Below are 23,431 nucleotides of genomic sequence, written 5' to 3'. Positions count from 1 at the left end.
ATTGAGCCGCTGCTGTGTCGCCACTTACTTACTCATCCTTACCTAATGACTCAGTTACTCTCGGGCTCTTCATCGCTCGGGCCTTCGGGACGGTTCGGGGAATCGACCCGGGACTCACCGGAGATGCCCTCCTGGAAAGCGGCCAGCCACAGTCCGGCCTGCGGGGGCGGACCGGCCGACACCTGGGTGTCGGGTCCGGTGCTGCAGGGCGCGGGCTTCTGCCGCAGGGGTGGGATCACGGCGCGGGTACGACGCCTGCGCTGCGGAAGCCCGTTGACGCTGCGCGGAGCGACGGCCGGCATGGCCTCCTCGATCCCCGGCGAGCGGCGCATCGGACCGCCGTGACGTCGCGGCGGCGGCAGGACGGTGGCCTTGGCGATGGCCCCACCGGGCACCGGAGTCGCGGTGATCAGCTCCGGGGGGACGATCAGGACGACGCGGACGCCGCCGTAGGCCGAACTCCGGAAGGAGACCTTGAACTTGTTGGTGCGGGCCAGTCGGCCGACCACGGCCAGGCCGAGTCGTGGCGACTCCCCCAGGTCGTCGAGGTCGAGTCCGGTGGGCGAGTCCTGTGCCAGGGCCCGCTCGGCGCGCGTGCGGGCCTCGTCGGTCAGGCCGATCCCGGCGTCCTCCATCTCGATGGCCACACCGGTCTGGATCTCGGTCGCGGTCAGATGGACCCGGGTCTGGGGCGGTGAGTAACGGGTAGCGTTGTCCAGCAGTTCGGACAGGGCGTGGATCAGTGGCTCGACTCCTCGTCCGAGGATGCCGACCTCGGCCACGGAGTGCAGGTCGACGCGCTGGTAGTCGAGGATCCGGGACATCGCGCCGCGCAGCACGTTGAACAGCGGGATGGTCTGCTGCCATTGGCGGCCGGGTCGGGCCCCGCCGAGTACGGCGATGCTGTCCGCGAGGCGGCCGATCAGCGCGGTGCGGTGGTCCAGGCGCAGCAAGTCACCGAAGACGTCCGGGTCGTGGCCGTGCTTGTCCTCCATTTCCCGTAGTTCCTGGGACTGTTGGTGGACGATGGCCTGGACGCGCCGCGCGATGTTGACGAAGGCCCGCTGTGCGGAGTCGCGCAGGTCCTCCTCGACCTCGACGGCTTCCAGGACGTAGCGCAGCACCGCCCGGTACGCGGCTTCGAACTCGGGGCTGACGGCGGAGACATGGACGATCTTCTGCATCACCTCTTCGGCCCGGTCGCCTTGTTGGAGGCGGGCCAGGGCCGCGGGCAGGGTCTCCTTGGCCATCCGTACGGATTCGGCTTCCTGTTGGGCCAGGTGGCCCTTCAGGACGGCCTCGCGCTCGGCGCTCTGTGCTCGCAGCCTTTCGAGCGCGCGTGTCTGGCGTGCCGTTTTCCCGGTCGCGACGGCCACCACCAGCGTCGCAACGGCACCGATCGAGATGACCGGGGCGAGGGCCACGGCGGGCGTCAACGACGCCGCCACGGACGTGCCCACGGCCAGGAGTGTGGATGGCAACAGCCATATTGGAGTGGAGGCGGGACTCGGCCCTCCGGAGGGCGAACCAGCACGAACCATCGGCTTCCTCAGAGTGCTAAAGGAATGGACAGGGCGCCGTACTTGGGGGATGTAGGCACCACGAGAAGGCCGCCTGCACGAGAGCGACGACCGTGGGATCACGCTCACCAATTTCTTGGCCGCAGCGCATTCCACGGCGGCGTTCCGCACGCATGGGGCCGGGTCCCAGGACGCCCGAGCCCTTGTGCGATCAGCGGCACCACGACAGCCAGTCGCGACGTTTGGTAATCGCCACAACTCGCTGCGCGACAGCGAGCATAGCGGGGGCGGCGTGATCCTGTGGCCTGAGTGCGTATAACACATAAATGCACTCGTGTACGAAATCCCGAAGAATCGTTTCGGTCTGGGGCTTCGACGGAATCGGCGACGAGGCGATCTCCTGCCGGGTCAACGGGGAGGCGGTGTTGACGTCGAGCAACGCCCCCTTACGAGCGTTGATTTCGCACCCGGTGCACGAGCAAGCACACCGCGAGGCGAGGGAGATCGACTGGCGCGGCCGGCCACCGGGCGACGGAAGAGGCCGCCGGGGAGGGAGGAATGTTGAGCCCGGGTGATCCACGGAGCGCATGAGGTTGACGGCGCAGGTTGACCCGCTCGATACTCCGCGGCCACGCCCGCCCCGTCTTTGCGCTCTTGAGGATGGCTTGACGCGTTCTTGAGCCCGAAGGCCCATTCCGAAAAAGCCCGTCAGTCGTTGTGTCGGGTCCGTTGTTGACGGCGCGATCGGCGCGGAAACGCGGAAGAATTACCAGGCTGCGGGGCGGGAACTGTCATCGCACCCGCGCCCGCCCCTGTTTGCAGTCCGGGCAGAGGCCGGCGAGTTCGACGGTGTGGCGGACGTCCGCGAAGCCGGAGGTCCGGGCGACCCTGTCGGCCCAGGTCTCCACGGGTTCCGAGTCGACCGCGAGGCTGAGGCCGCATGCGGTGCAGATCAGGTAGTGGCGGTGGTCGGGGCCGGGGCGGTAGCGGAAGAGACGTTCGCCGTTGGTGTCGCGGACGACGTCGGCGCGGCCCGCGTCGGCGAAGGCGGTCAGGGTGCGGTAGACCGTGGACAGGCCGACCGGGGTTCCGTCGTCGGTCAGTTGGTTGTGCAGGGCCTGGGCGCCGACGAAGCCTTCCACCGCCATGAGGGCCGCCAGCACGATGGCGCGCTGTTGGGTGAGGCGGCCGATCAGGGCCAGTTCGGGCGCCGGCGCGGAGGTGTGCGGTCGGTTGCCTGCCATGACCGTGCTCCCACCGTGCTTTCGTTCATGCCCCCGCGGGGGCCGGGGTACGGGTGCGGGTGCGGGTGCGGGTGACGGGGCGTCGCATCAGGAAGGTGGCGGCGTAGACGGCGGTGGCGGCGGTCATGATGGCGAAGCTCGGCGGAATCTGCGGCAGTGCGTGGGCGGCGAAGAGTCCCGTCCACATCTCCAGTACGGCGAGCACGGCGGAGAGGGCGAGCGCGCGGTAGGGGCGGTCGGTGAGTCGGATCGCGGCGCCGGCGGGGGCGGCCAACAGGCCGAGCAGGAGCAGCGATCCGACGGCCTGGGTGGCCTCGGCGGCGCTGACGCCCGCGATCGCCTGGAAGCCGAGGCCGAGCAGCCGGACGGGCACTCCGCGGGCGGCGGCCACGGCTTCGTCGAGGGTGGCGAAGAGCAGGGGGCGCGCGATGAGCAGCACCGTCAGGCAGATGCCGGCGGCGACCAGGGCGGCCACGACCGCGCTGCTCGCGGAGATGCCGAAGATCGAGCCGAACAGGACGCTGACGCCGGCGTTGCCGTTGGTGGTGCTGCGAGAGGTGGTGTACAGGGTGGTGAAGAAGGCGCCGAGGCCCAGGAGCCAGGAGAAGACGCTGCCTATGACGACGTCGTCGGGGCGTGCCGAGCGACCGAGGGCGCCGAAGAGCAGCGCGATGGCGACGGTGGCGGCGAACAGCCCGAGGCGGAGGTCGTAGCCGAAGGCGAGGGCGACCATGGCGCCGGTGAAGGCGACGTGGCTGAGGGCGTCGCCGGTGAAGACCTGGGCGCGCAGGACGAGGAAGTAGCCGACGAGACCCGAGGCTGCGGCGATGGCGGTCCCGGCCAACAGGGCGTGCAGGAAGAAGGGTTGGGCCAGCGGGGAAGCGGCCAGCAGACTGGTCATGCCGTGACCTCCTTGGCCGGCAAGGACGGCCGGAGGCGGCCGCGGATCGCGTACAGCGCCTGCCCGCCCCGGGCGAGGACGTAGCCGGCGAAGGCGAACGACGTCACGAAGAAGCCCAGCGGGTAGGGCGCGTAGTAGGCGGCGGTCAGGCCGAGCCAGGTGGCCGCGAAGGCCAGGAGCACGGCGAGCGCGAGGCTCGGTCCCGGTCGTGCGGTGAGGGTTTGGGCGGTGGCGGCGGGGATGACCATCAGCGCGAAGACCAGCAGGGTTCCGGTGATCTGGCTGGCTTCGGCGGTCGCCGCGCCGAGCAGGACGAGGAAGAGTACCGAGAGGGCGCGGACCGGGACTCCCCGTCCGGCGGCGACCTGGGGGTCGACGGAGGCGAAGAGCAGCGGACGTCCGATGAGCGCCAGTACGGCGAGCACTGCGATGCCGGCCCCCGCCAGCACGGTCACCTGCGCCGAGGTGATGCCGAGGAACGTACCGAACAGGATCGTCTGCGGGCCCTCCAACAGCCCTTTGTACAGGGCGATGAAGAGGAAGCCGGCGGCGAGGAGGAAGGCTTGGACGGTTCCGGTGAGCGCGGCCCCCTCGCGGTCGCCGCTGCCGCGCAGGGCCGCGATGACCAGCGCGGCGGCCACGCACAGGGCGAAGTAGCCGTAGACCGCGCCGACTCCGAGCAGGACCGCTCCGGCCGCGCCGGGGAAGGCGACCGTGGAGACCGTGTGCGCGGCGAAGGTCTGCCGCCGCAGCACCACGAACCACCCGACCACGGCCGACACCACGGCGGTGATCGCCCCCGCGCGGAAGGCGTTGACCATGAACGGGAACGACCACATCTGTTGGACGTCGGCGATGAGGTTCCAGGACCAGGCGGGCGCGGCGGCGTCAGCCAGCAACATGGGCGTCTCCCGGGGTCTCGTGGCGGTCGCTGTGGAGTGCGGGTGCCTCCGGCTGCCCGACCACGACCAGCCGCCCGCCGGAGGTCCGCAGTACCTCGACCGGGGTGCCGTAGAGCCGGGTCAGCGTCTCGGAGGTGATGACCTCCTGCGGGGTGCCGGTGGCCGCGCCGCCCTCGGCCAGGTACACGACCCGGTCCAGGTGGTGGAGTATCGGGTTCACGTCGTGGGCGACCATCACCACCGCCACCCCCTCCTGGTGGCAGATGCGGCCGATCAGGGCGGCCACCGCACTCTGGTTGGGCAGGTCAAGGCTGTCCAACGGCTCGTCCAGCAAGAGCAGTTCGGGCCTGCGGACCAGCGCCTGCGCGATCAGTAGCCGCTGCTGCTCGCCACCGGAGCACCGGCCGATCGGGCGGCGCGCGTACCCCGACGCCCCGACCAACTCGATGACCCCGGCGACGCGTTCGCGCTCGGCCCGCCGGCGGGCGGTCGGGAACGGCAGGGGCACGCCCCAGCGGTCGCCGTCCAGACCCATGCGGACGACGTCGATGCCGCGGATGCGCATCGAGGCGTCGAAGCTGCGGCGCTGCGGCAGGTAGCCGATCCGGTCGTTGGCCTGCCCCGGGCGGGCGCCGAGCACGCGGACCTCGCCGGCCGCGACGGGCAGCGCGCCGAGCAGGACCTTGATCATGGTGGATTTGCCGACGCCGTTGGGGCCGAGGACGGCGGTGAACTCGCCGGGCCGGACGCTCAGGTCCGCGCCCGACCACAGCGTGCGGCCGCCGACGCGCACGGCGGCGTCCCGCAGGGCGACCACCGGGCCGCTTCCGGTTTCCGCGGCCGGGGCGTGGGTTCGGGGTGCCGGGACGGTGGTGCCGCCGCGGTCGGTTCGGGTGGCGCCTTCGCGTACCTTCGCTGTCGGGTTCATGGCGTCAGTTCACTTCCCGATCGCCTTGGCCAACGCCTGCTCGATGCCTCGCAGTTGGGTCGTCTGCCACTGCTGGAAGGTGGCGCCCGCCGGGGCGAGGGTCTCGGTCACGGCGGCGACCGGGATGCCTGCCGCCTTGGCGGCCTTGACCTGTGCCTGCACGTCCGGGGTGGAGTTCTGGGTGTTGTCGACGTAGACCTTGATCTGCCGGTCCGCGATCTGCCGGTCGATGGTGGCCTTGTCCTTGGCCGTCGGGTCGGAGCCCTCGCTCATCGCGTCCAGGAACGTCTCGGGGGTGAGCATCTTCAGCCCCAGCCCCTCCGAGAGCGGCGTGACGATCGACTCCGAAGCGCCGATCGGGGTGCCCGCGTACTTGGCCTTGATGTCGGCTATGAGCTTGTTGTACTCGGCGAGGGTCTTGGTCTCGAAGGTCGTCCTCTGCCGGTCGAAGTAGGCGGCGTCGGCCGGGTCCAGCTTCTTGTAGTCGGCGGTGATCCGCTCGATCACCTTGTGGACGTCGGCCGGGGAGTACCAACGGTGCGGGTTGCCGCCTGGCTTGATCCCGACCAGGTCTCCGACCTTCAGTTCGGCGCGCCCGCTGGCCGGGTTGGAGGCGAGCAGCTTGTCGGCCCAGGCGTCGTAGCCGATGCCGTTGACGATCGCGTACCGGGCGCCGGCCACGGTGCGGGCGTCGGCGGCGGTCGCTTCGTAGTCGTGTGGGTCGGTGTTGGGGTTGGTGATGATGCTGGTCACCTTCACGTGGCTGCCGCCGAGTTGGGTGGCGATGCTGCCCCAGAAGTTCTCGCCCGCCACCACCTCGATCGTCCTGCCCGAGCCGCCGGCGGCGGCCGCGGTGGTGCTGCCCTTCGCCGACGAGGTCGAGCAGGCCGTGGCCGTCGCGGCGGCCACGACGGCCATCGCGACACCGAGCGTGAGGCGCACGGTTCGTCGACCGGAACGCGGAGTGGGAAACGGCATGGGAAACATACGGGACTCCTTCGGGCGGCGCCGGACACGGAAGGGCGCGATCCAGCCACTTGGCGACGCATCACACGCTAGACAGAAACGATTTTCATCTCAATCACAGATGAAAACCATTGCCATCTCTTGCCTGGCTCTTTGCGTGCGCACGTCGAGCCGCCCTGCGATGCGGCTTCGGCTTCGGCTTCGGCACAGGGGACCGTCGGGTGGTGAGAGGCGACTCGGCGGCCCTTCGGCTCGGGGCCACTCGCCTTGACCCGGAGCCCAACCGGCGGGGCCAGGACGCTGGGAGGCCAACCCCGCGACGACACAACCTTCGTGACGAACAGTCAGTGATTCCGACGAGCGTTGAGCCGGGCGGCCTGACGCGTCAGGTGGTCGCGTTCGGCGAGGTTGGGCGCCTTGTGCGCGGCCTCCGCGTACCGCCGTGCCGCCTCCCCCAGGTCGCCGGCGCGCTCGTGGAGGTATGCCGCCACCGCGGCATAGCGGGGCAGCGAGCCGTCCAGTGCCGCGAGCGCCGCCAGGCCCGCGCGCGGTCCGTCGGCCTCGCCGACGGCCACCGCGCGGTTGAGCCGGACGACCGGGCTGTCGGTCAGTCGCGCGAGCTCGTCGTACCACTCGACGATCTGCACCCAGTCGGTCTCCCCGGCGGTGGGCGCATCGGCGTGCAGGGCCGCGATGGCGGCCTGGGCCTGGAACTCGCCCAGCCGGTCGCGGGCGAGGGCCGTTTGCAAGATCTCGACGCCCTCGGCGATCAACGCGGTGTCCCACCGGCCGCGGTCCTGCTCGGCGAGCGGCACCAGGCTGCCGTCGGGCGCGGTCCGGGCGGCCCGCCGGGCGTGGTGCAGCAGCATGAGGGCGAGCAGCCCAGCAACCTCGGGGTGGTCGATCGCGGCAGCCAGCTGCCTGGTGAGACGGATGGCCTCGGCGGCGAGGTCGACGTCGCCGGAGTAGCCCTCGTTGAAGACCAGATAGAGGACGCGCAGCACGGTGCCGACGTCGCCGGGCTGGTCGAACCGCACTCCGGAGACGGTCCGCTTGGCCCGGCTGATGCGCTGGGCCATGGTCGCCTCCGGCACCAGGTACGCCTGGGCGATCTGGCGGGTGGTGAGCCCGCCGACGGCGCGCAGCGTGAGCGCGACCGCGGACCCGGGGGTCAACGACGGGTGCGCGCACAGGAAGTAGAGCTGGAGCGTGTCGTCCACCGCGGGCGCGGGTCCCGCCGCCGGCTCCTCGTCGACGCGGTCCTCACGCCGGCGGCGGGCAACGTCCGCCCTGGTCGCGTCGAGGAACTTGCGCCAGGCAACGGTGACCAGCCAACCCTTCGGATCCCGCGGAGGGTCGGCCGGCCAGCCGCGGACCGCCTCGACCAGCGCGTCCTGCACGGCGTCCTCGGCCGCCTCGAAGTCGGCTCCGCGGCGGACGAGGATCCCGAGCACACTCGGGGTGAGGCTCCTCAGCAGGGCCTCATCCATCTCAGAGGTCACCTGGAGGGTCACTCCGAGATGGTGGGCGGCTCGGTCAGGAACGGGCGCAGCTCCAACCACTCGTGGATCGGCCGCCCGCCCGCCCCGGGGGCGGCCGACAGCTCCCCGGCCAGCTCGACCGCGCGCTCGTAGCTGTCGACGTCGATCACCATCCAGCCGGCGATGAGGTCCTTGGTCTCGGCGAACGGGCCGTCGGTGACCGGCGGACGCCCGGCACCGCCGTACTGCACCCAGGTCCCCTCGGGGGCGAGCGCCTGACCGTCGACGAACTCGCCGCTCTTCTCAAGCCGGTCCGCGAAGTCCTGCATGTACTGGACGTGCGCCGAGATCTCCTTCGGCGTCCACTTGTCCATCGGCACGTCGTTGACCGGGGCCGGAGCGCCGCGGTAGTGCTTGAGCAGCAAGTACTTGGCCATCGTGGTTCTCCTTGGTGCGGGTGCGACCCATTCTGGTCGCGTTCACCTCGGGGACGGAGCCGGCCACGGGTTCTCGACATCGCCATCGGATTTTTTTGACACGCGTGGCTGAGCCCAAGTTCGGGTGAGCCCCCACGCGGTTTCCGGGGCCCGGACTCGGCACGAGAGTCGACAGCTACTGTCGCCGGAAGGCAGACACCCGCCGATCTCCTGCCACACCGCGATCACCCGGCCCGGCTGCAACGTCCACGACCCGATCCCCGCCGGCGCCCCCGCCCACCGCCGTCCTCATCACCCCGCTCACCACCGCCCCCACCACTGCCCGACCCGCGATCACCATCCGGCCGGAAGACGCCCTCGCACTCCCTCGACGGCCGGCTGTGCGGTCCACCCGGACGTGCCTCGCACCTGCCCACGGTCAACGTGCCATGGGCGCCAGCGAGCCCGACGGCGACGGCCGCGTTGGACGCGCCGAGACAGCGGAGGAACTAGAAGGCGGCGTTCTGCTGCACGATCCAGCCGTTGCCGTCTGGGTCGTCGAAGGACTTCCAGCGTCCCCACGGGGCCTGTTGGATTTCCTGCTCGTGGAAGACGACGCCGCGTTGCTCCAGTTCGCGCAGGGTCGACTCCAGGTCGTCGCAGGACAGTACCGAGCCCTTGAGGGAGCCGGCGGGCATGGTCGGGAACCAGGTGACCAGGGTGATCTTGGTTGAGGCGCCCGGGGGTTGGAGCATCACCCAGCGCATGTCCTCGCCCATCGGGTTGTCCATCAGCACCGTGAAACCGAGGACCTCGGCGTAGAAGTGCTTGGCGCGGTCCTGGTCGGAGACCGGGACGGAGACGAGGTTGAGGTTGGTCAGAGCCACCGGAGATGCCCTTCTTCGTTGCGAGACGGGGATGGGGCACATTCTGGTGTCGGTGGGGAGCGGGCGAAGGTCATTGCCCACTCGGCGCGCCGATCAGCGCGTGCTCGTGCCTCGCCCTGTCCAGCCGCGCCCGCTTCCTGCGGCTGCGCCCCCGTTCACCGGGGCGCGGTCCCCGCCCGGCCCAGGAAGAGGCTGGTGATGACCTCCACCTGTGCGCGACCGCCGTGGGCGTCCACGATGCGTGCGGTCTCGGCGAAGATCCGCTCGCGGGCGTCGGCGGGGAGTACCCGGTAGCCGCTCAAGGAGGCGAGCAGCTCGATGAGCTCGGGCGTGGAGCGTTCGTGTACGGAGGTGTAGAGGCGGTGGTCCGGGTCCACGAAGCCGTTCGCGGTCATGTCGCGCCACTGGCGGGCGTCGGGGCCGCGACGCGCGGGGCGCGGGTGGGGAGCGAGGAGGGTGTCCGGCGGTACCTCGATACCGTGCCGGGTGTGGGCGGCCGTCAACTGGTGCACCAGTTCGTCGCTCTGGAGCAGCCAGTGGTTCCAGAAGAGGGCTATCGCTCCGCCGGGAGAGAGCGCGGCCCGCGCCCGGGTCCAGCGCATGTCCGGGTCGACCCAGTGCCATGCCTGGGCGCAGTACAGCAACCCGTAGCGTCGCACCGGCTGCCAGTTCTCGAAGTCGGCTACGGCAAGGGTGACTTGAGGCAGTGTCGCGCAGCGGTGACGTAGCACCCGGGCCATCCGGGCATCCGGTTCGACGCATGTCACGGGTACTCCGGAGCGGGCGAAGGGCAGCGTCGCCTTGCCCGTCCCGGCTCCCACATCCAATGCCGCGTCGCCCGCGCCCAGGTCGGAGAAGTCCAGGACGTCTGCGACGAGTTGGTGGGGGTAGTCGGGTCGGCCCGTGTCGTACTGTTCGGCGTCCTCGCCGAAGATGTGGCGGCGCTCCCCTGTCCCCGATGTCGGGTCGTTGCCCGGGATCCCGTGCGGCATGCCCGTCACGGTAGACGAGGCGCCGCCGGGACGGGAGGGCGCCTGGGGTGCGAGTTGCTCACCTAGGGCGCTTCTGACGGATCTCCGCGGCGTCAGAAGCGCCCTAGCCACTGGGGAGGGAAGTCCGCGCGGAACGGCGACCGGGTCAAGCGGGCCCGTCGTCGCCGGCGAACAGCCGGTTCAGGTGCTGGTCGATGGCGGTGAGGGCTTCGGCGGGCTCGACCACGTCCAGTTCGATGAGGGTGGTGAAGCCGGTGAGGGCGAGCAGGATGTTGGTTTCGGCCACCGGGTCGCGGTCGGAGGCGATGTGGCCGTCGGCGATCGCCTGACGGATCAACCGCTCGACAAGCAGGCGCCCGTGGGCCATCCCCTCGCGTGCCTGGGCATGGATGGTGTCGTTGTGCAGCGCCTCCAAGACGTAGGCGGCGCTCATCCGACTGGCCGCGCGGGCGTCGGTGTGCAGGGGGAGCATCTCTGTCAGCATCACCCGCAGTACGTCGCGGGGGTGTGGCTGGTCGCCCAGTTCCCTGAGGCCCTGGTTGACCCGCAGCGTGCGCTGCTCGGTCGCGAACTCCATGGCGAAGGAGAGCATCGCCTCGCGGGACGTGAAGTAGTGCTGCAACGCCCCGTGGGAGATACCCGCCTCCTTCGCGACCTCGCGCACGGACAACTGTGAGACGCCGCGCTGCTCCACCACCTGCCAGAGCGCGCGGGCGATCTCCTCGCGGCGTTCGCGGTGGTCCACCTGTTTCGGCATCTTCTGGCTCTCCGCACCCTCGTTTCCCATACGGTCGACATAATACGTGCGACTGGGATCGGTACAGGGGTGGGTGTGGGAAGGTCGGGAACGGCACTGCCGCGCGCCGGGGCGGGGACCACGGGATCACGGGCCCACCCCGGCGACGCTCTACGGGCCAACGACTTCGAGTCAACGCGCCCGGATCAACGGCCTGTTGGCGTCAGCAGCTCAGGTGGTCGCCCGGCGTGGTGCCGAGGATCTGCGTGAAGCGCTGGTAGTTGTCGATGCGGTTCTGCACCTGGCCGGGGTTGCCGCCGTTGCATTCGATGGAGCCGTTGATGCTGCGGATGGTCTCGCCGAAGCCGGCGCCGTTGACCATGGCGTTGTGCGCGGTCATGGTGCCCGGGCCGTTCTGGGTGTTCCAGTACCAGAGCGCGGTCTTCCAGGAGACGGCGGCGTCCCGCTCCACCAGGTACGGATTGTTGAGCAGGTCGATCCCCAACGCGTCGCCCGCGGCCTTGTAGTTGAAGTTCCAGCTCAGTTGCAGCGGCCCGCGTCCGTAGTAGGCGGCCTGGCCGGCCGGGCACCCGTAGGGGCGGGTGGCGTCGCAGTAGTGCGGGTAGTTGCCGGTGTTCTGTTCCACGACGTAGACCAGGCCACCGGTCTCGTGGCCGACGTTGGCGAGGAAGGCCGCGGCCTCCTGACGTTTGACCGTGTCGCTGCCGGTGTTCGCGAACGCCGGGTAGGCGCTCAGCGCGGCGACCAGGCCGTTGTAGGTGTAGAACGGGTTCCGGTTCGGGAACATCTGGTTGAACTGCGCCTCGCTGACGACGAATCCCTCGGCCCGGGTACCGGCGTCGGACCGGGCCGTACAGGAGGGGGCGCAACCCGCCGCGGCCACCGCGGGCGAAGCCGGTAAGGAGAGGGCGAGTCCGGCGGCCATGGCGGTGGCGCTCAGGAGGACGGCGAGGCGGGATTTCATGGCGGTGACTCCTTCGTGCGGCCGGGTCCCGCAGACGACGGGGTCGAGCGGCCGCGGTGGGGGTTGACGTACATGTCCCGTACGGATCTGGCGAGTTGACTTCCCATGGGGGCGCAGAGGGCATCGTTGCGGCCGGGGCCGGACGGACAACGGCGGTCTAGACCAGCGTCACATTACGAGCGAGCGTGCCGACATGTCCATACCAATGCATGCCCGGGGGCGCGGGCGAAACACCCGAGGCGGCCGAGCTCGGCCACGAGATGGGGAATCCCCCAATAGTCCCCAACATCCTTATTTGGCAGGCTATTTGGAGGTCACATAATCGCCTACCAGGTGATCGCCGGACTCCATGCGCCGGATGCCGGCACCATCCATCCCATCTCAACTCCCCCACCCTCACAGGGACATTGACGGAAGTTGGCGGATCTTCGTCGGGCCGCCAGGAACAGTTCACCCCCATGAGCCAGCCCAAATAACTAGACCGGTCATCATAGTTGGGCTAGCGTTCCGGGCATGGCTCGTCGAACTGACAGCCGGCAGCGGATGTTGGAGTCCGCCGCCGAGCTCTTCCATACGCAGGGTTACCACGCCACCGGCCTCAACCAGGTGATCAGCACCAGCGGGTCCCCGAAGGGGTCGCTGTACTTCCACTTCCCGGGCGGGAAGGAGCAGTTGGCGGCCGAGGCGTTGCGCATGTCCGGCGGTCAACTGCACGAGGCGATGCGGGAGATGATGTCCGGGGCCCCGGATGCGGCGAGCGGGATCGACGCGGTCGTGGAGGTCCTGATCGGCGCGTTGACCGGCTCCGGTTTCCAACGTGGGTGCCCCCTCGCTGCCGTCACCCTGGACGCCGCGGCGGACAGCGAACCGATCCGGCAGGCATGCGCCGAGGGCTACGGCTCCTGGCGCGAGCTGATAGCCGACTTCCTCGGCAGCCGGGGACTGGCCACGGACCGGGCGGATGCGCTGGCAACCGTCGTTCTCGCCTCGATCGAGGGCGGCCTGCTACTGGCGAAGGCCAGTCACGACACGGCTCCGCTGCGCGCGGTCGCCGACCATCTGCGCGCCACGATCGAGAGGGAGCTCCCCTGATGCGCGTCCACCACCTCAACTGCGGGCCCCTCCGGCCGCTCGGCGGTCGGCTGATCGACGGCGAGCCGGGGCTGTTCCGGCGCGCCGAGTTGGTCTGCCACTGTCTGTTGCTGGAGACCGATGCGGGTCTGGTGCTGGTCGAGACCGGGTTCGGGACCCCGGCCAGTCACCGGCCCGAGGAGTGGCTCGGCCGGAAGTTCGTGCGTCGGACGAACCCGATCACCGATATCGAGCACTCGGCCGTCCGACAGATCGCCCGCCTGGGATTCGACCCGGCCGACGTGCGACACATCGTCCTCACCCACCTCGACCTCGATCACGCCGGCGGGCTCGTGGACTTTCCCCAGGCCACCGTCCACGTCTACGCCGAGGAGCTCCGCGCGGCCCAACAGCCCCGCACCCCACAGGAGCGCAACAGGTACCGGGCGGTTCACTTCGCTCACGGGCCGAAGTGGGCACCGCACGCCGGACTCGGCGAGCCGTGGTGGGGCTTCGACGCCGTCCGGGAACTCGACGGACTACCGCCGGAGATCCTGCTCGTCCCACTCGCCGGCCACACCCGCGGCCATGCCGGGGTCGCCGTCGACACCGGCCGCGGCTGGCTACTGCACGCCGGCGACGCCTACTTCCATCCGGGCGAACTCGACCCGGTCCGACCACACTGCCCGCCCGCTCTGGCCATGTTCGAGTCGACGGCGCAGACCGAGAAGCGGGCCCGGCTGCACAACCGGCAACGGTTGCGCGAACTGGCCCGCGAGCACGGCCAACGCGGTCAGCACGGTGAGCGCGGTGGACACGACTCGCACCGCGACCGCAGCCGCGACCAGGTCCGGATCTTCTCCGCGCACAGCGCCGCGGAGTACCGCCGTCAGAATGCTGCCCTCAGCCCCCTGCCGAAGACGACCAACTGATCACGACACGACCACGCGAACTCCCGTGATCACGCGAACTCCCTTATGGCGAGCGGCAGATGCCGAGGTCCCCGCAGCATCGCGTTCTGGCGGTAGGGTGGCGGGTCCTGCATCAGGGTGGTGGCGCTGAGGCTGGGCAGCAGCGCCCTGAGTGCGGTCTGGGCCTCGATGCGGGCGAGCGGCGCTCCGTAGCAGAGGTGGATGCCGCTGCCGAAGCCGAGGTGTTGGTTGTCCTGGCGGGCGGGGTCGAAGCGGTCGGGGTCGGGGAACTGTGCGGGGTCGCGGTTGCCCGAGGCGAACGCGAGCACGACCTTGCTGCCCTCGGGGATGATCGTGTCGGCGACCTCCATGTGGGCCAGGGCGATGCGTTGGCGCATGTGGACCGGGGGTTCGTAACGCAGTAGCTCCTCCACCGCGCTGGGCATGAGGTCGGGTTCGCGGCGCAGCCGGTCGAGTTGGTCGGGGTAGCGCAGCAGGGTGAGCGCTCCGTTGGTGATCAGGTTGACGGTGGTCTCGTGTCCGGCGATGAGCAACAGCACGGCGGTCTGCGCGAGTTCGTCGCGGGTGAGCCGCATGGTCGGATCCGGTTCGTTGGCGAAGGCGGAGAGCAGGTCGTTGCTGGGGTGGCCGCGGCGCTGCTCGGCGAGATTGACCAGGTAGCCGCCCATCTCGGCCATGGTCTGGAGGGTCGCCTGGTCCGGCTTGGCCGCTTCCTCGCCGGGCTTGATGTCGGCGGCCGCGACCAGCGCGTCGGACCACTCCCGGAACGTCGGCTCGTCCTCGCGTGGGACGCCGAGCAGTCGGCAGATGACCGTGACGGGCAGCGGATAGGCGAAGTCGTCGACGAGGTCGATCTCGGAGCGGTCCCGGATCCCGGCGAGGAGTTCCTCGGTGATCGTGTTGATCTCGCCGCGCATCGAGTCCACCATCCCAGGGCTGTGCGGCGGACCGAACGGCCGCATGGCCAGCGTGCGCAGCCGGTGGTGTTCGGGGTCGTCGAGCTGCAGGAACGAGGGCTTCACCGGCTCCTGGGACGGATCCGCGGAGAAGTCGCGGCCGCGGACCTCGGCGCTCATGCGCGGGTCGTGGAGCAGTGCGCTGAGGACGTGGTAGGTGCCGATCAGGTAGGTGCCGTCCGTCTGCCGCACGACGGGGCCGGCCTCGCGGAGTTCCGCGTACAACGGGTAGGGGTTGGGGCGGTTGGCGTAGTCGGTGATGCGTGCCAACAGGGTTTCGGCGGGCATGGGATTGGGCTCCTCGGGTTGGCTGACGCGCTCAGCCGTGCTGCACCGTGACCAGCCGGCGGTCCGGCAGGTGGCCGGTGAGTGCCACGGTGGGGCCGTGCGAAAGCCCCTTGGGATCCGGCACGTCGGAGGGGATCGCGATTTCGGCCGCGAGCGGGCGGTCCGCGGCGCCGGGCTCCGGCGGGAACGGGGCAGCGGACTCGATCAGGTTCCGGTAGTGCTCCAGCGACTTGGCCATGTTGACGGTGACCGCGGCGGTGACCCGTCCGCGATAGCCGTACACGACCGCCAGCCGAGCCGCTTCCAACGTGCCCTGGGCGATGACGACGTGGTCGGAGAAGGTGGGGACGCCCACCGACTTGATGTTGTGGCCGAACTGGGTCGACCAGAACACCGGGACGGCGAGGTGCGGGCGTCGCAGCGGCCCCGGATTGACCATGTTGTGGGCCGCCACCTCGGCCTGTTCGACCGCATTGCCCCAGTGCTCCAGCGAGAGGAGTTGGTACTCGTAGAGCGGGTGCGGGAAGCGGGAGACGTCGCCGGCCACGAAGATGTCGTCGGTGACGATCCCGTACATGTTGAAGGCTCGGCATCCGGCGTCGCAGGCGAGGCCGCGCGGGCCCGCTGCCAGTCCGGAGTCGGCCAACCACTCGACGTTGCGGATCGCCCCGAGCGCGGCGACGCACACGTCCGCGTCGAGGTGGCTGCCGTCGGAGAGGTCGGCGCCGACGAACCGGCCGTTGCCGTCCCCGCGCAGGGCGGTGACCGTCACCCCGCAGCGCAGGTCCACGCCGTGCTCACGGTGCATGCCGACGGCCAGCTTGGCCAGGGTCCCGCCGACCGCGCCCACCAGGGGTGCCGAGCCGCGTTCGGCGACCGTCACCTCGATACCGCGCTCCCGACAGGCCGAGGCGATCTCGGAACCGGTGAACCCGGCCCCGATCACCAGCACGCGTTGCGGCCCGGCGGCAAGGTGCGCGGCCAGACCCGCCGCTTCGTCGCGGGTGCGCAGGGTGAACACCCCGTCGAGGGCGGCCTCCTCGGGGTTGGGCCAGGGTCGTGCCCGGGTCCCGGTGGCGATCAGCAGCCGGTCGTACGGCAGCGCTTCACCGTCCGCCAGGGACACCCGCTTGGCGATGGGATCCAGTCCGGTGGCGCGCACCCCGAGCCGCCAGACGGCTTTCGGATCGCGGCGCATGGGCAGGCCGGTGGTGTCCGCCGGCACGTGCCCGAGCAGTACCTGCTTGGACAACGGTGGCCGGTCGTAGGGCGGATAGGGCTCGTCCCCGACCACGGTCAGTGAGCCGGTGAAACCCTCCTCGCGCAGCTTCTCGGCGGCGCGCAGTCCGGCCAGTGAGGCCCCGATGATGACGATGCGCCCGTCGTGCAGGTCACTGTCCATCGGCCTTCACCCCCTCGCCCATGAGGATGGCCTGGACCGGGCACGCGGCCACGGCCTGGCGCACGCGCTCCTCCTGGTCCTCGGGGACGGACGGGGCGTAGAGCAGCCCTTCCTCCCCGTGCAACTGGAACATCTCCGGGGCGAGAAACACGCACTGTGCATAGCCCTGGCAGCGCGTGAGGTCAACGACGATCTGCATCCCACCACTCCCTCGGTCGCCACACCCCCTCACCTCCAGAGTGAGGGAAGAGGCGCGGGCTCGCCTGACAACGGTGTTGGGGGTACGGGGCCCGCCCTCCGCGCGTATGCGCTCGTACGGGTTCCTATGCGGGTTACCCTCCGGGCTTGGCGGACTCACCTGCGCTTCTACGGGCCCCTCTGGGGTGCTGGGGACCTTCGTGGCTCGATCAGGTCGGTGAGGCGCAGGCTCTCCAGGGGGTGTCGGTGTCGAGCAGGAGATCACCAGCGCGGTGGGCTTCCCGAAAGGCGCGGGTGATCACCTCGCGCGAGCCGTCGTCCCATGCGGCAACGCGCGGGGCACGGCGTTGATCGCAGTCGTCGCCGTTGCCATTGCCACTGCCGTAGCCGTGGTGGTCGAGCAATCGGTGAACGGTTCCCTGGCACGGCACAGCCCCGCCCGGACTCTGGCCGAACGGGGCTGACTCTCCGGCCTACTTGCAGAACGACGACTTGACGGCTGCGACGATGCGCGCCGCCTGATCGTTCGTCAGCTTGGGCACGGTGCCGGGCTTGGTCCCCGTGAACCGCAGTTGCGCCCCCTGCTGCACGTCGGCGTCAGCCTGGCCCGCTTGGATATCTGCGCAGACGGTCTTGGCCCCGGTAACCGCCCACGCCTCGTTGTCGCCCAGGGCAGGGTCTACGGCTTTGAGGGCGGCCATGAGGGTCTGTGTCTGCTGTGCATTCGGCGACGGCGCGCCATCAGGTTGTGACGGCTTCTCGGCCGAGGCGGGGTCGGCGGCGCTCGTGCTTGCGCTCGTCGTCGGTGGCTTTCCGCTCTGCCCGGAGGTCGTGGAACCGCATGCCGACAGGCTGAGGGCAGCAGCGATCACCGCGACGGCGGCGCGTGCGCACTGTTTGTTGATCACGTGCTCCACCATAAGTGGATACGCGGAGCCCCGTCCGCCACTGTGGCCGGAACGGGACTCATGGTGCTTGCCGTTGTTACCGGATCACGTCATCCGGCGCCGGTCCCGCGCCGAGCACCGTGGCGCGGTCTGGGCAGGTGCACGGGAGGAGTCGGGGCCGCTGGTAGCTGGAATGAGACCACTCGAAGGAGGCAAAGCACCCCCGGTAGCTCGGCGGGGAGTCGGGCGAACTGGTCCTGTGCTTGCGCGGCCAGAACTGCGTTACGGGCGGGGCGGAGCTTCGAGGCGTGGTCTCCAGCGGTGTTGACGCGGCCTCGGCAGTGTTGAGACCGGGCGTGCGGAGGTAGCGTCGTGATCATGGACTCCTCGAATAGCTCCGCCGTCGACCAGGCACCGGCCGATCCCGCCGCCACCGACGACATGCTGGCCAGCCAGCCCGTCGGTTACTGGAGTGGTCAGGCGCATGCGGCCGTTACCCGGCAGCTACGTGACGCCATGGCGGGGATCGATGTCACGCAGCCGCAGTACTGGGTGCTCAACAGCGTCAAGTACGGGCCTGCGGGCCCGAGCTGCGAGGAGGTGGCCGCCCAGCTGCTGCCCCTGGCGGACGGGGAGCACGAGATCCCCCGCGTCATCGCCCAGTTGATCTACCGCGGCTGGCTACGGACCGACGCCGGACACCGTCTGTACCTCACCGAGGCGGGAGAAGCCGCCAGGATGCGGTTGCGCGAGCTGGTGACCGAGCTTCGCACCGTGGTCCACGACGGCATCAGCGACGAGGAGTACGTCGTCGCGCTCAGGGTGCTGCGCAGGATGATCTCCAACGTCGAGCGCGCCAGGAACCCGTGGGGCATGGGAGGGGATGCCCCCTGCGGGTACGTCGGTTCGCCCGCTCCCTCCTGAGAGGCAACCGGAGGACTCCCAACACCCCGCGTGCGGACGTGGGTTGGATCGGTCGATAGCCTGGGCCGATGCGTGATCAGGGGACGAATGACCGACGGCAGTCGGCCCGTGTTGTGCTCATCGACGCGAGGGACAGGGTCCTGCTGCTCAAGTTCCGCGTCACGCCGGGACGGCCCGAGGACGGGCACGGGTGGACGACGCCCGGAGGGGGCGTGGAAGCCGACGAGAGCCTGGCCGAGGCCGCCGCCAGGGAACTGTGCGAGGAGATCGGACTGGCCGTCGCCCCGGAAGCGCTCGGCCCGCAGGTGGCCGAGGCTTCCGGGTACGCCGAACTCGGTGGGGCCGCGGGGAACTTCCGGGACGTCTTCTTCCACTGTCGGGTCACGGACCACCGGGTCCGGATCGACGGCCAGGAGGAGCATGAGCGCGCCTCTCATGCGGGGCACGGCTGGTGGACGGTGGACGAGCTGCGCGACAGCGGCGAGACCATCTATCCGCTTGGTCTCGGCGACTTGGCGGCGGAGCTGGTCGCCGGACGGATTCCGGCGACGCCCCGCCAACTCCCCTGGCATCACTGATGGTTGGTCTCTGATACGTCTCAGGAGGGCAGTAGACCGCCACAAGGGCACGCCCCCGCCGTGCGTGCCCCGGCTGCCGACTTACTCCTTGCCCCGGCGCCGCTCCCCTGTGGCCAGCGCCGCCACCAGGTCGGCGCCGCGTGCCGCCAGGAGGCGCCGCCGCTCCCAGCGGGAGCGCGGTCGAGCGCTGGCCGCCTGGGTGCCCCGCGGTGCAAGCGAGCGTGCGGTGAGGCGCCGCCCGGCGTCCGCGAGATCGGCCAGGATGCGCTCCCGCTCGCGCTCGTTGCGCGCGCTACGCAACGCGGTGTACAGGCCCTCGATCTGCGCCACCGCCGCGCCGATGCGCAGGTTGGTGCTGCCTGTCCCTGACATCCCGCCCCGTGCCACCTACAGCCTCCTCGATGCGTAGTCGCCCAGTGCACAACACTTGCCCACGTGCGCAATACCGCAACCTTACCGGGAGGGGGGTCCGTGCGGCTTCACAATTTCGCGTGGTTTCTCGTCGATCGACACGCCAACCGCCTCGTCGACCGACGCGTCAACTGCCGTGCGCGCAGGCGGGAGTCACCGCAGTGATCCTTCTCGACGCGGGAGCGCGAGCCGCACCATCCGGCCACGACGTGGGCGGGCTTCACGACGGCCTTCACCGACGGGTTTCCTTGGCGTGCTCCGACCAAGAAGTCGGGCGATTCGGGACCAAAGTCCCTATGCGGGGCGGAAGATCACCGATTGCATTGCTGTCCAAGCCGGCCGGTCGCTTTTCCCCTTCCGCCCCTACCGCATTGGGACCCCCCATGAGCCACGTCTCCAGACGGCGCGTTCTCGCCCTCGCCCCAGCCGCCGGCCTCGCCGGAGCGCTGCCCAGCTTCCTCGCTGCGCCCAACGCCGCGGCGGCCGCGCCCAGTCGGCCGAACGCGGCGCGGAGCGCCCAGAAGAGCAAGGCCGCGGCCCGCTCCCTACAGGAGATCACGGACGCCTGGGGCACGTGGATGGCCAAGGAGCGCTTCCCCGCCTCCAACGGCTGCCGCTTCACCGCGTCCACCGAGTACGGCAAGCAGAGCGCGCTCAACGACTACCACCGCTACCAGGTCGGCGCGAAGTACCGCGGCATCACCTACGACCCCAGCGCCCCCTCCCCCGTCCCGGGCCAGGTCAGCTCCGTCACCACCAACTACCGCAACGGCTCCGCGGTCGAGCAGACCGTCACGTACAAGCAGAGCAAGACGACCGAGCAGAACCTGCGGATATCGGTGACCGAGTCGTTGAAGATCGGCATCAGCATGGAGGTGTCGGCGGAGATCCCTGCGGTGGCGAAGGTCAGCGAGACCACCTCGATCGAGACCAACCTCTCGTCCACGCAGGAGTTCACCCACAAGGAGACGCAGACCTGGAGCGTTGACCTCCCGCTCAGGATCCCGGCGAAGTCGCTCATCGAGGCGTCGCTCGTCGTCGGCACCCAGCAGTACGACATCGACTGGTCCGCCACCGTGAACATGACCGGGAACGTGGCGATCTGGTTCGAGGAGAAGGTCGACCTCAACCACGACGGTGACCGCCACTGGCTGTGGTTCGTCCCCATCGAGGAGGTGTTCCGCGACTGCCGCGCCAACTCCATCGTGGACACCACCGGATACGAGATCACCGCGGACGGCGTGGACGCCTTCGCGAGCGGGACGTTCGGTGGCGGGCAGGGCGTGTCCCTCAACGTCAACGTCGCACAGAAGGACCTCGACGGGACCAGTCGCGGCAACGTCGCGCGGATGACGCCCGTGCCGCTCAGCCAGAGCGGGAAGAAGGTCATCCACGCCGGTCGCTGACGGTCGGTAATTCCGTCGACGCCGCGTCCCGGGCTGGGGATAATCCGGGCCATGGTGCTGCCGGTGCTGTGGATCTGTGGTCCGCCGGGGGTCGGGAAGACCACGGTTGCCTGGGAGCTGTACTCCCAGGCAACGCGTGGCGGGCGCGGGACGGTCGGCTACGTCGACATCGACCAGCTCGGGATGTGCTATCCCGCCCCCGCGACGGATCCGGGCCGGCACCGGTTGAAGGCGCGCAATCTCGGTGCGGTGGTGGCCGGCTTCCGGGCCGCGGGCGTCCGGTGCCTGATCGTCTCCGGCGTCGTCGACCCCGCCGGTGGGGTACGCCCGGAGGACGTTGCGCAGGCCGCGGTGACGGTGTGTCGGTTGCGTGCCGACCGGGAGGTGTTGCGGCAGCGGTTCCTCGGTCGCGGGGGTCCCGCCGGGTTGGTCGATGCCGTGCTGCGGGAGGCCGACGCGCTGGACGCGAGTGACTTCGCGGAAGTCTGTGTGGACACCGGCGGTTTGCGGGTGGGCGAGGTGGCGCGGTTGGTCGGCGAGCGGACGGGTGGGTGGCCTGCGCCGGCCGCCGGCCGGTCGGTCGCCGCGGAGGTGCACTCGGCCCCGCCGCTGGCCACGGCCGCCGGCCGTCCGCCCGTGCTGTGGCTGTGCGGGGCGACGGGCGTCGGCAAGTCGACGGTCGGTTTCGAGGTCTACCAGAGGGTGCTGCGCGCCGGAGTCGTCGCGGCCTACCTCGATCTCGATCAGCTCGGTTTCTGCCACCCGGTGTCGGGCGACGATCCGGGGAATCACCGGCTCAAGGCCAGCAACTTGGGTGCGGTGTGGGGAACTTGTCGGGCGGCCGGAGCACAGTGCTTGATCATGTCCGGACCGGTTGAGGACGAGGCCACGGCCGCGGTGTACGCGGAAGCCCTGTCGGACGCGGAGTTGGCGATCTGCCGCCTGCACGCCGGACCGGAGGAACTGACGCGTCGCATCATGTCCCGTGCAGACGGCGGGAGTTGGGATCAACCGGGTGATCCGCTGCGGGGGCGCTCCGAGGCGGAACTACTCCGGGTGGCCGACCGGGCGGTGACGTCGGCCGCCGCACTGGACGCGAGGGGGGTCGGCGCAGTACGCATCGCCACCGACGGGCGCACCGCGGCGGAGGTGGCCGAGGCCGTCCTCAGCGGGGCCGACGTCCTGGGCGGGATGCTCGATCCGTGAGTGGCGGCGGACGAGCAGGAGGGCGACGGTTCCTGCCAGGAGGGCGGCCAGCGGTACGGCGGCATGCGTGGTGGCCCTAGTTGAGGCGGTACGGGGCGCTCCTGGTGGCCTGGATCGCGTAGTCGACGACGTCCGCCGGGTTCCGGCCCGAGCGCTGGTAGACCTCGCGGAGTCGCTGGGCGCCGTTGCCTTGGGTGCGCAGCCATCCGGTGGCCTGCTCGACGAAGGGGAGGTCGCCGGAGTCCAGCAGGGCCGGTCGTATGTGGGCTGTCAGCGCGTCGACGGCTTGCCAGGCGGGGACGAGGTGGCCGGTCGTGGCGTCCGGCAGGTCTCCGGTCATTCCGTAGCGGGCTGCGCGCCAGCAGGAGGCGCGGAGCACTTCGCTACGGATCGGTGGGTCGGTGGGCATGCGGTTCGCGGGGAGTAGGGCGGTCTGGACCAGGCCGCGGCAGAGGGCGGTGAGCAGCAGCTCCTCGTCCACGGTGAGGGAGACGTCGGCGACCCGGAGCTCCACGGTCGGCCATCTGACCGAGGGGCGGATGTACCAGTAGAGCATGCCCTCGTCCAGGCCGGCGGAGGAGCGCACGAGCTGGTCGACGGTGCCGTGGTAGGTGGCGGCGTCGGGCAGGTGCGGGGGCGGTCCGGCGGTCGGCCACCGGGACCAGACCATGGTGCGCCAGCTCGCGTAGCCGGTGTCGGTGCCGTTGTGCACCGGGGAGTTGGCGAACAGGGCGAGCAGGGTGGGGAGCCACGGTCGCATGAGGTTGCAGACGTGCAGGGCCTCGTTGAGACCGTCGACGCCGATGTGGATGTGGGCGCCGCCGACGCAGGAGGTGTGGGCGAGCGAGCCGTAGGTCTCCTGTATGTAGGCGTATCGGTCTTTGGGGGTGAAGAGGGGCGGGCTCTCGACCGGTGGCATGCCGACGGCGATGAGTCGGCAACCGTTCTCCTCGGCGGCCTGGGCGAATCGTCGGCGTCCGGAGACCAGTTGGCTTCTCAGTTCTTCCAGGTCGTGGCAGACGCCGGTGACGAGTTCCAGTTGTGCGGCGTGCATTTCGGGCTCGGCGTGCGGGACGGCGGACGACAGCGCCGCGTGGACCTCCGGGCCTTTGGGCGCCAGTCGCCTGCTGTGCGGGTCGACGAGGAGGAACTCCTCTTCCACGCCGACGGTGGGTACGGGCCAGGAGTGGTCGGCCGCCTCGGCGGGCATCGAT

25 protein-coding genes are annotated in these 23,431 nt (G+C 70.2%); 6 read left to right on the top strand and 19 right to left on the bottom strand.

Annotation, left to right across the window (positions count from 1 at the left end; genetic code table 11):
* Positions 1-50: 50 nt before the first annotated feature.
* The 12 genes from ACIQU6_RS19575 to ACIQU6_RS19520 form a co-directional block, all read right to left on the bottom strand.
* Positions 51-1,541 carry a sensor histidine kinase gene (locus ACIQU6_RS19575; RefSeq protein WP_403482892.1) on the bottom strand — a complete coding sequence of 497 codons (1,491 nt, stop codon included), beginning with the start codon at positions 1,539-1,541 and terminating at the stop codon, positions 51-53.
* Between the two features lie 770 nt (positions 1,542-2,311).
* Positions 2,312-2,764, bottom strand: a complete 453-nt coding sequence (locus tag ACIQU6_RS19570; protein WP_403482891.1) for a Fur family transcriptional regulator — start codon at positions 2,762-2,764, stop codon at positions 2,312-2,314.
* 25 nt (positions 2,765-2,789) lie between these two features.
* Positions 2,790-3,665: a metal ABC transporter permease gene (locus ACIQU6_RS19565; RefSeq protein WP_403482890.1), complete on the bottom strand. Its 876-nt coding sequence runs from the start codon at positions 3,663-3,665 to the stop codon at positions 2,790-2,792.
* Positions 3,662-4,567 carry a metal ABC transporter permease gene (locus ACIQU6_RS19560; protein WP_403482889.1) on the bottom strand — a complete coding sequence of 302 codons (906 nt, stop codon included), beginning with the start codon at positions 4,565-4,567 and terminating at the stop codon, positions 3,662-3,664. The genes ACIQU6_RS19565 and ACIQU6_RS19560 overlap by 4 nt, the downstream gene beginning before the upstream one ends.
* Complete coding sequence (locus tag ACIQU6_RS19555; RefSeq protein WP_403482888.1) at positions 4,554-5,495, bottom strand: metal ABC transporter ATP-binding protein; 942 nt, start codon at positions 5,493-5,495, stop codon at positions 4,554-4,556. Before ACIQU6_RS19555 ends, ACIQU6_RS19560 begins: the two co-directional genes overlap by 14 nt.
* A gap of 9 nt (positions 5,496-5,504) precedes the next feature.
* Positions 5,505-6,482, bottom strand: coding sequence for a metal ABC transporter solute-binding protein, Zn/Mn family (locus tag ACIQU6_RS19550; RefSeq protein ID WP_403482887.1), 978 nt, complete (start codon positions 6,480-6,482; stop codon positions 5,505-5,507).
* Positions 6,483-6,805: 323 nt separating this feature from the next.
* Entirely contained in the window at positions 6,806-7,951 is a 1,146-nt protein-coding gene (locus ACIQU6_RS19545) for an RNA polymerase sigma factor (protein WP_403482956.1), read from the bottom strand.
* A gap of 20 nt (positions 7,952-7,971) precedes the next feature.
* Complete coding sequence (locus ACIQU6_RS19540; protein WP_403482886.1) at positions 7,972-8,379, bottom strand: YciI family protein; 408 nt, start codon at positions 8,377-8,379, stop codon at positions 7,972-7,974.
* Positions 8,380-8,867: 488 nt separating this feature from the next.
* The gene (locus ACIQU6_RS19535) at positions 8,868-9,245 is read right to left on the bottom strand and encodes a VOC family protein (protein WP_403482885.1); all 378 of its coding nucleotides are present in this window, start codon (positions 9,243-9,245) and stop codon (positions 8,868-8,870) included.
* A 155-nt stretch (positions 9,246-9,400) separates the two neighbouring features.
* Positions 9,401-10,237, bottom strand: a complete 837-nt coding sequence (locus ACIQU6_RS19530) for a class I SAM-dependent methyltransferase (RefSeq protein WP_403482884.1) — start codon at positions 10,235-10,237, stop codon at positions 9,401-9,403.
* A 145-nt stretch (positions 10,238-10,382) separates the two neighbouring features.
* A complete protein-coding gene (locus tag ACIQU6_RS19525; protein ID WP_403482883.1) occupies positions 10,383-11,024 on the bottom strand; it encodes a TetR/AcrR family transcriptional regulator in 642 nt (213 codons plus the stop codon).
* A 172-nt stretch (positions 11,025-11,196) separates the two neighbouring features.
* Complete coding sequence (locus ACIQU6_RS19520; RefSeq protein ID WP_403482882.1) at positions 11,197-11,958, bottom strand: chitinase; 762 nt, start codon at positions 11,956-11,958, stop codon at positions 11,197-11,199.
* A gap of 513 nt (positions 11,959-12,471) precedes the next feature.
* Here ACIQU6_RS19520 and ACIQU6_RS19515 point away from each other — a divergent pair.
* Both ACIQU6_RS19515 and ACIQU6_RS19510 read left to right on the top strand, forming a co-directional pair.
* Positions 12,472-13,050, top strand: coding sequence for a TetR/AcrR family transcriptional regulator (locus ACIQU6_RS19515; protein ID WP_403482881.1), 579 nt, complete (start codon positions 12,472-12,474; stop codon positions 13,048-13,050).
* On the top strand, positions 13,050-13,961 hold the full coding sequence (locus ACIQU6_RS19510) for an MBL fold metallo-hydrolase (protein ID WP_403482880.1): 912 nt from the start codon (positions 13,050-13,052) through the stop codon (positions 13,959-13,961). Before ACIQU6_RS19515 ends, ACIQU6_RS19510 begins: the two co-directional genes overlap by 1 nt.
* Before the next feature lie 29 nt (positions 13,962-13,990).
* On the opposite strand, the gene ACIQU6_RS19505 is transcribed toward ACIQU6_RS19510, so the two are convergent.
* The 5 genes from ACIQU6_RS19505 to ACIQU6_RS19485 all read right to left on the bottom strand — a co-directional run bounded on the left by ACIQU6_RS19505 (position 13,991) and on the right by ACIQU6_RS19485 (position 17,713).
* Positions 13,991-15,205, bottom strand: coding sequence for a cytochrome P450 (locus tag ACIQU6_RS19505; protein WP_403482879.1), 1,215 nt, complete (start codon positions 15,203-15,205; stop codon positions 13,991-13,993).
* 31 nt (positions 15,206-15,236) lie between these two features.
* Entirely contained in the window at positions 15,237-16,607 is a 1,371-nt protein-coding gene (locus ACIQU6_RS19500) for an NAD(P)/FAD-dependent oxidoreductase (protein WP_403482878.1), read from the bottom strand.
* Complete coding sequence (locus ACIQU6_RS19495; protein WP_403482877.1) at positions 16,597-16,806, bottom strand: ferredoxin; 210 nt, start codon at positions 16,804-16,806, stop codon at positions 16,597-16,599. The genes ACIQU6_RS19500 and ACIQU6_RS19495 overlap by 11 nt, the downstream gene beginning before the upstream one ends.
* A gap of 208 nt (positions 16,807-17,014) precedes the next feature.
* The gene (locus ACIQU6_RS19490; RefSeq protein ID WP_403482876.1) at positions 17,015-17,209 is read right to left on the bottom strand and encodes a hypothetical protein; all 195 of its coding nucleotides are present in this window, start codon (positions 17,207-17,209) and stop codon (positions 17,015-17,017) included.
* A 69-nt stretch (positions 17,210-17,278) separates the two neighbouring features.
* Entirely contained in the window at positions 17,279-17,713 is a 435-nt protein-coding gene (locus ACIQU6_RS19485) for a hypothetical protein (protein ID WP_403482875.1), read from the bottom strand.
* Positions 17,714-18,070: 357 nt separating this feature from the next.
* Between ACIQU6_RS19485 and ACIQU6_RS19480 the strand changes: the two genes are divergently transcribed.
* A complete protein-coding gene (locus tag ACIQU6_RS19480; RefSeq protein WP_403482874.1) occupies positions 18,071-18,616 on the top strand; it encodes a MarR family winged helix-turn-helix transcriptional regulator in 546 nt (181 codons plus the stop codon).
* A 68-nt stretch (positions 18,617-18,684) separates the two neighbouring features.
* Positions 18,685-19,194 carry an NUDIX hydrolase gene (locus ACIQU6_RS19475; RefSeq protein WP_403482873.1) on the top strand — a complete coding sequence of 170 codons (510 nt, stop codon included), beginning with the start codon at positions 18,685-18,687 and terminating at the stop codon, positions 19,192-19,194.
* Positions 19,195-19,275: 81 nt separating this feature from the next.
* On the opposite strand, the gene ACIQU6_RS19470 is transcribed toward ACIQU6_RS19475, so the two are convergent.
* Positions 19,276-19,566, bottom strand: a complete 291-nt coding sequence (locus ACIQU6_RS19470) for a hypothetical protein (RefSeq protein ID WP_403482872.1) — start codon at positions 19,564-19,566, stop codon at positions 19,276-19,278.
* Positions 19,567-19,988: 422 nt separating this feature from the next.
* Here ACIQU6_RS19470 and ACIQU6_RS19465 point away from each other — a divergent pair, with 422 nt between their 5' ends.
* Together ACIQU6_RS19465 and ACIQU6_RS19460 are read left to right on the top strand one after the other, a co-directional pair.
* Positions 19,989-21,011: an ETX/MTX2 family pore-forming toxin gene (locus tag ACIQU6_RS19465; protein WP_403482871.1), complete on the top strand. Its 1,023-nt coding sequence runs from the start codon at positions 19,989-19,991 to the stop codon at positions 21,009-21,011.
* A 51-nt stretch (positions 21,012-21,062) separates the two neighbouring features.
* Positions 21,063-22,217, top strand: coding sequence for an AAA family ATPase (locus ACIQU6_RS19460; RefSeq protein WP_403482870.1), 1,155 nt, complete (start codon positions 21,063-21,065; stop codon positions 22,215-22,217).
* 76 nt (positions 22,218-22,293) lie between these two features.
* Here the strand turns inward: ACIQU6_RS19460 and ACIQU6_RS19455 are convergent, their stop codons facing one another.
* Positions 22,294-23,427, bottom strand: a complete 1,134-nt coding sequence (locus ACIQU6_RS19455; RefSeq protein ID WP_403482869.1) for a glutamate--cysteine ligase — start codon at positions 23,425-23,427, stop codon at positions 22,294-22,296.
* Between the last annotated feature and the right edge of the window lie 4 nt (positions 23,428-23,431).

The organism is Streptomyces sp. NPDC090442 (genome assembly GCF_044769405.1).
In the GTDB taxonomy this organism is placed as follows: domain Bacteria; phylum Actinomycetota; class Actinomycetes; order Streptomycetales; family Streptomycetaceae; genus Streptomyces.
Note: the sequence above shows the minus strand (reverse complement) of the source record. Positions and strands in the feature narration are given on the sequence as shown.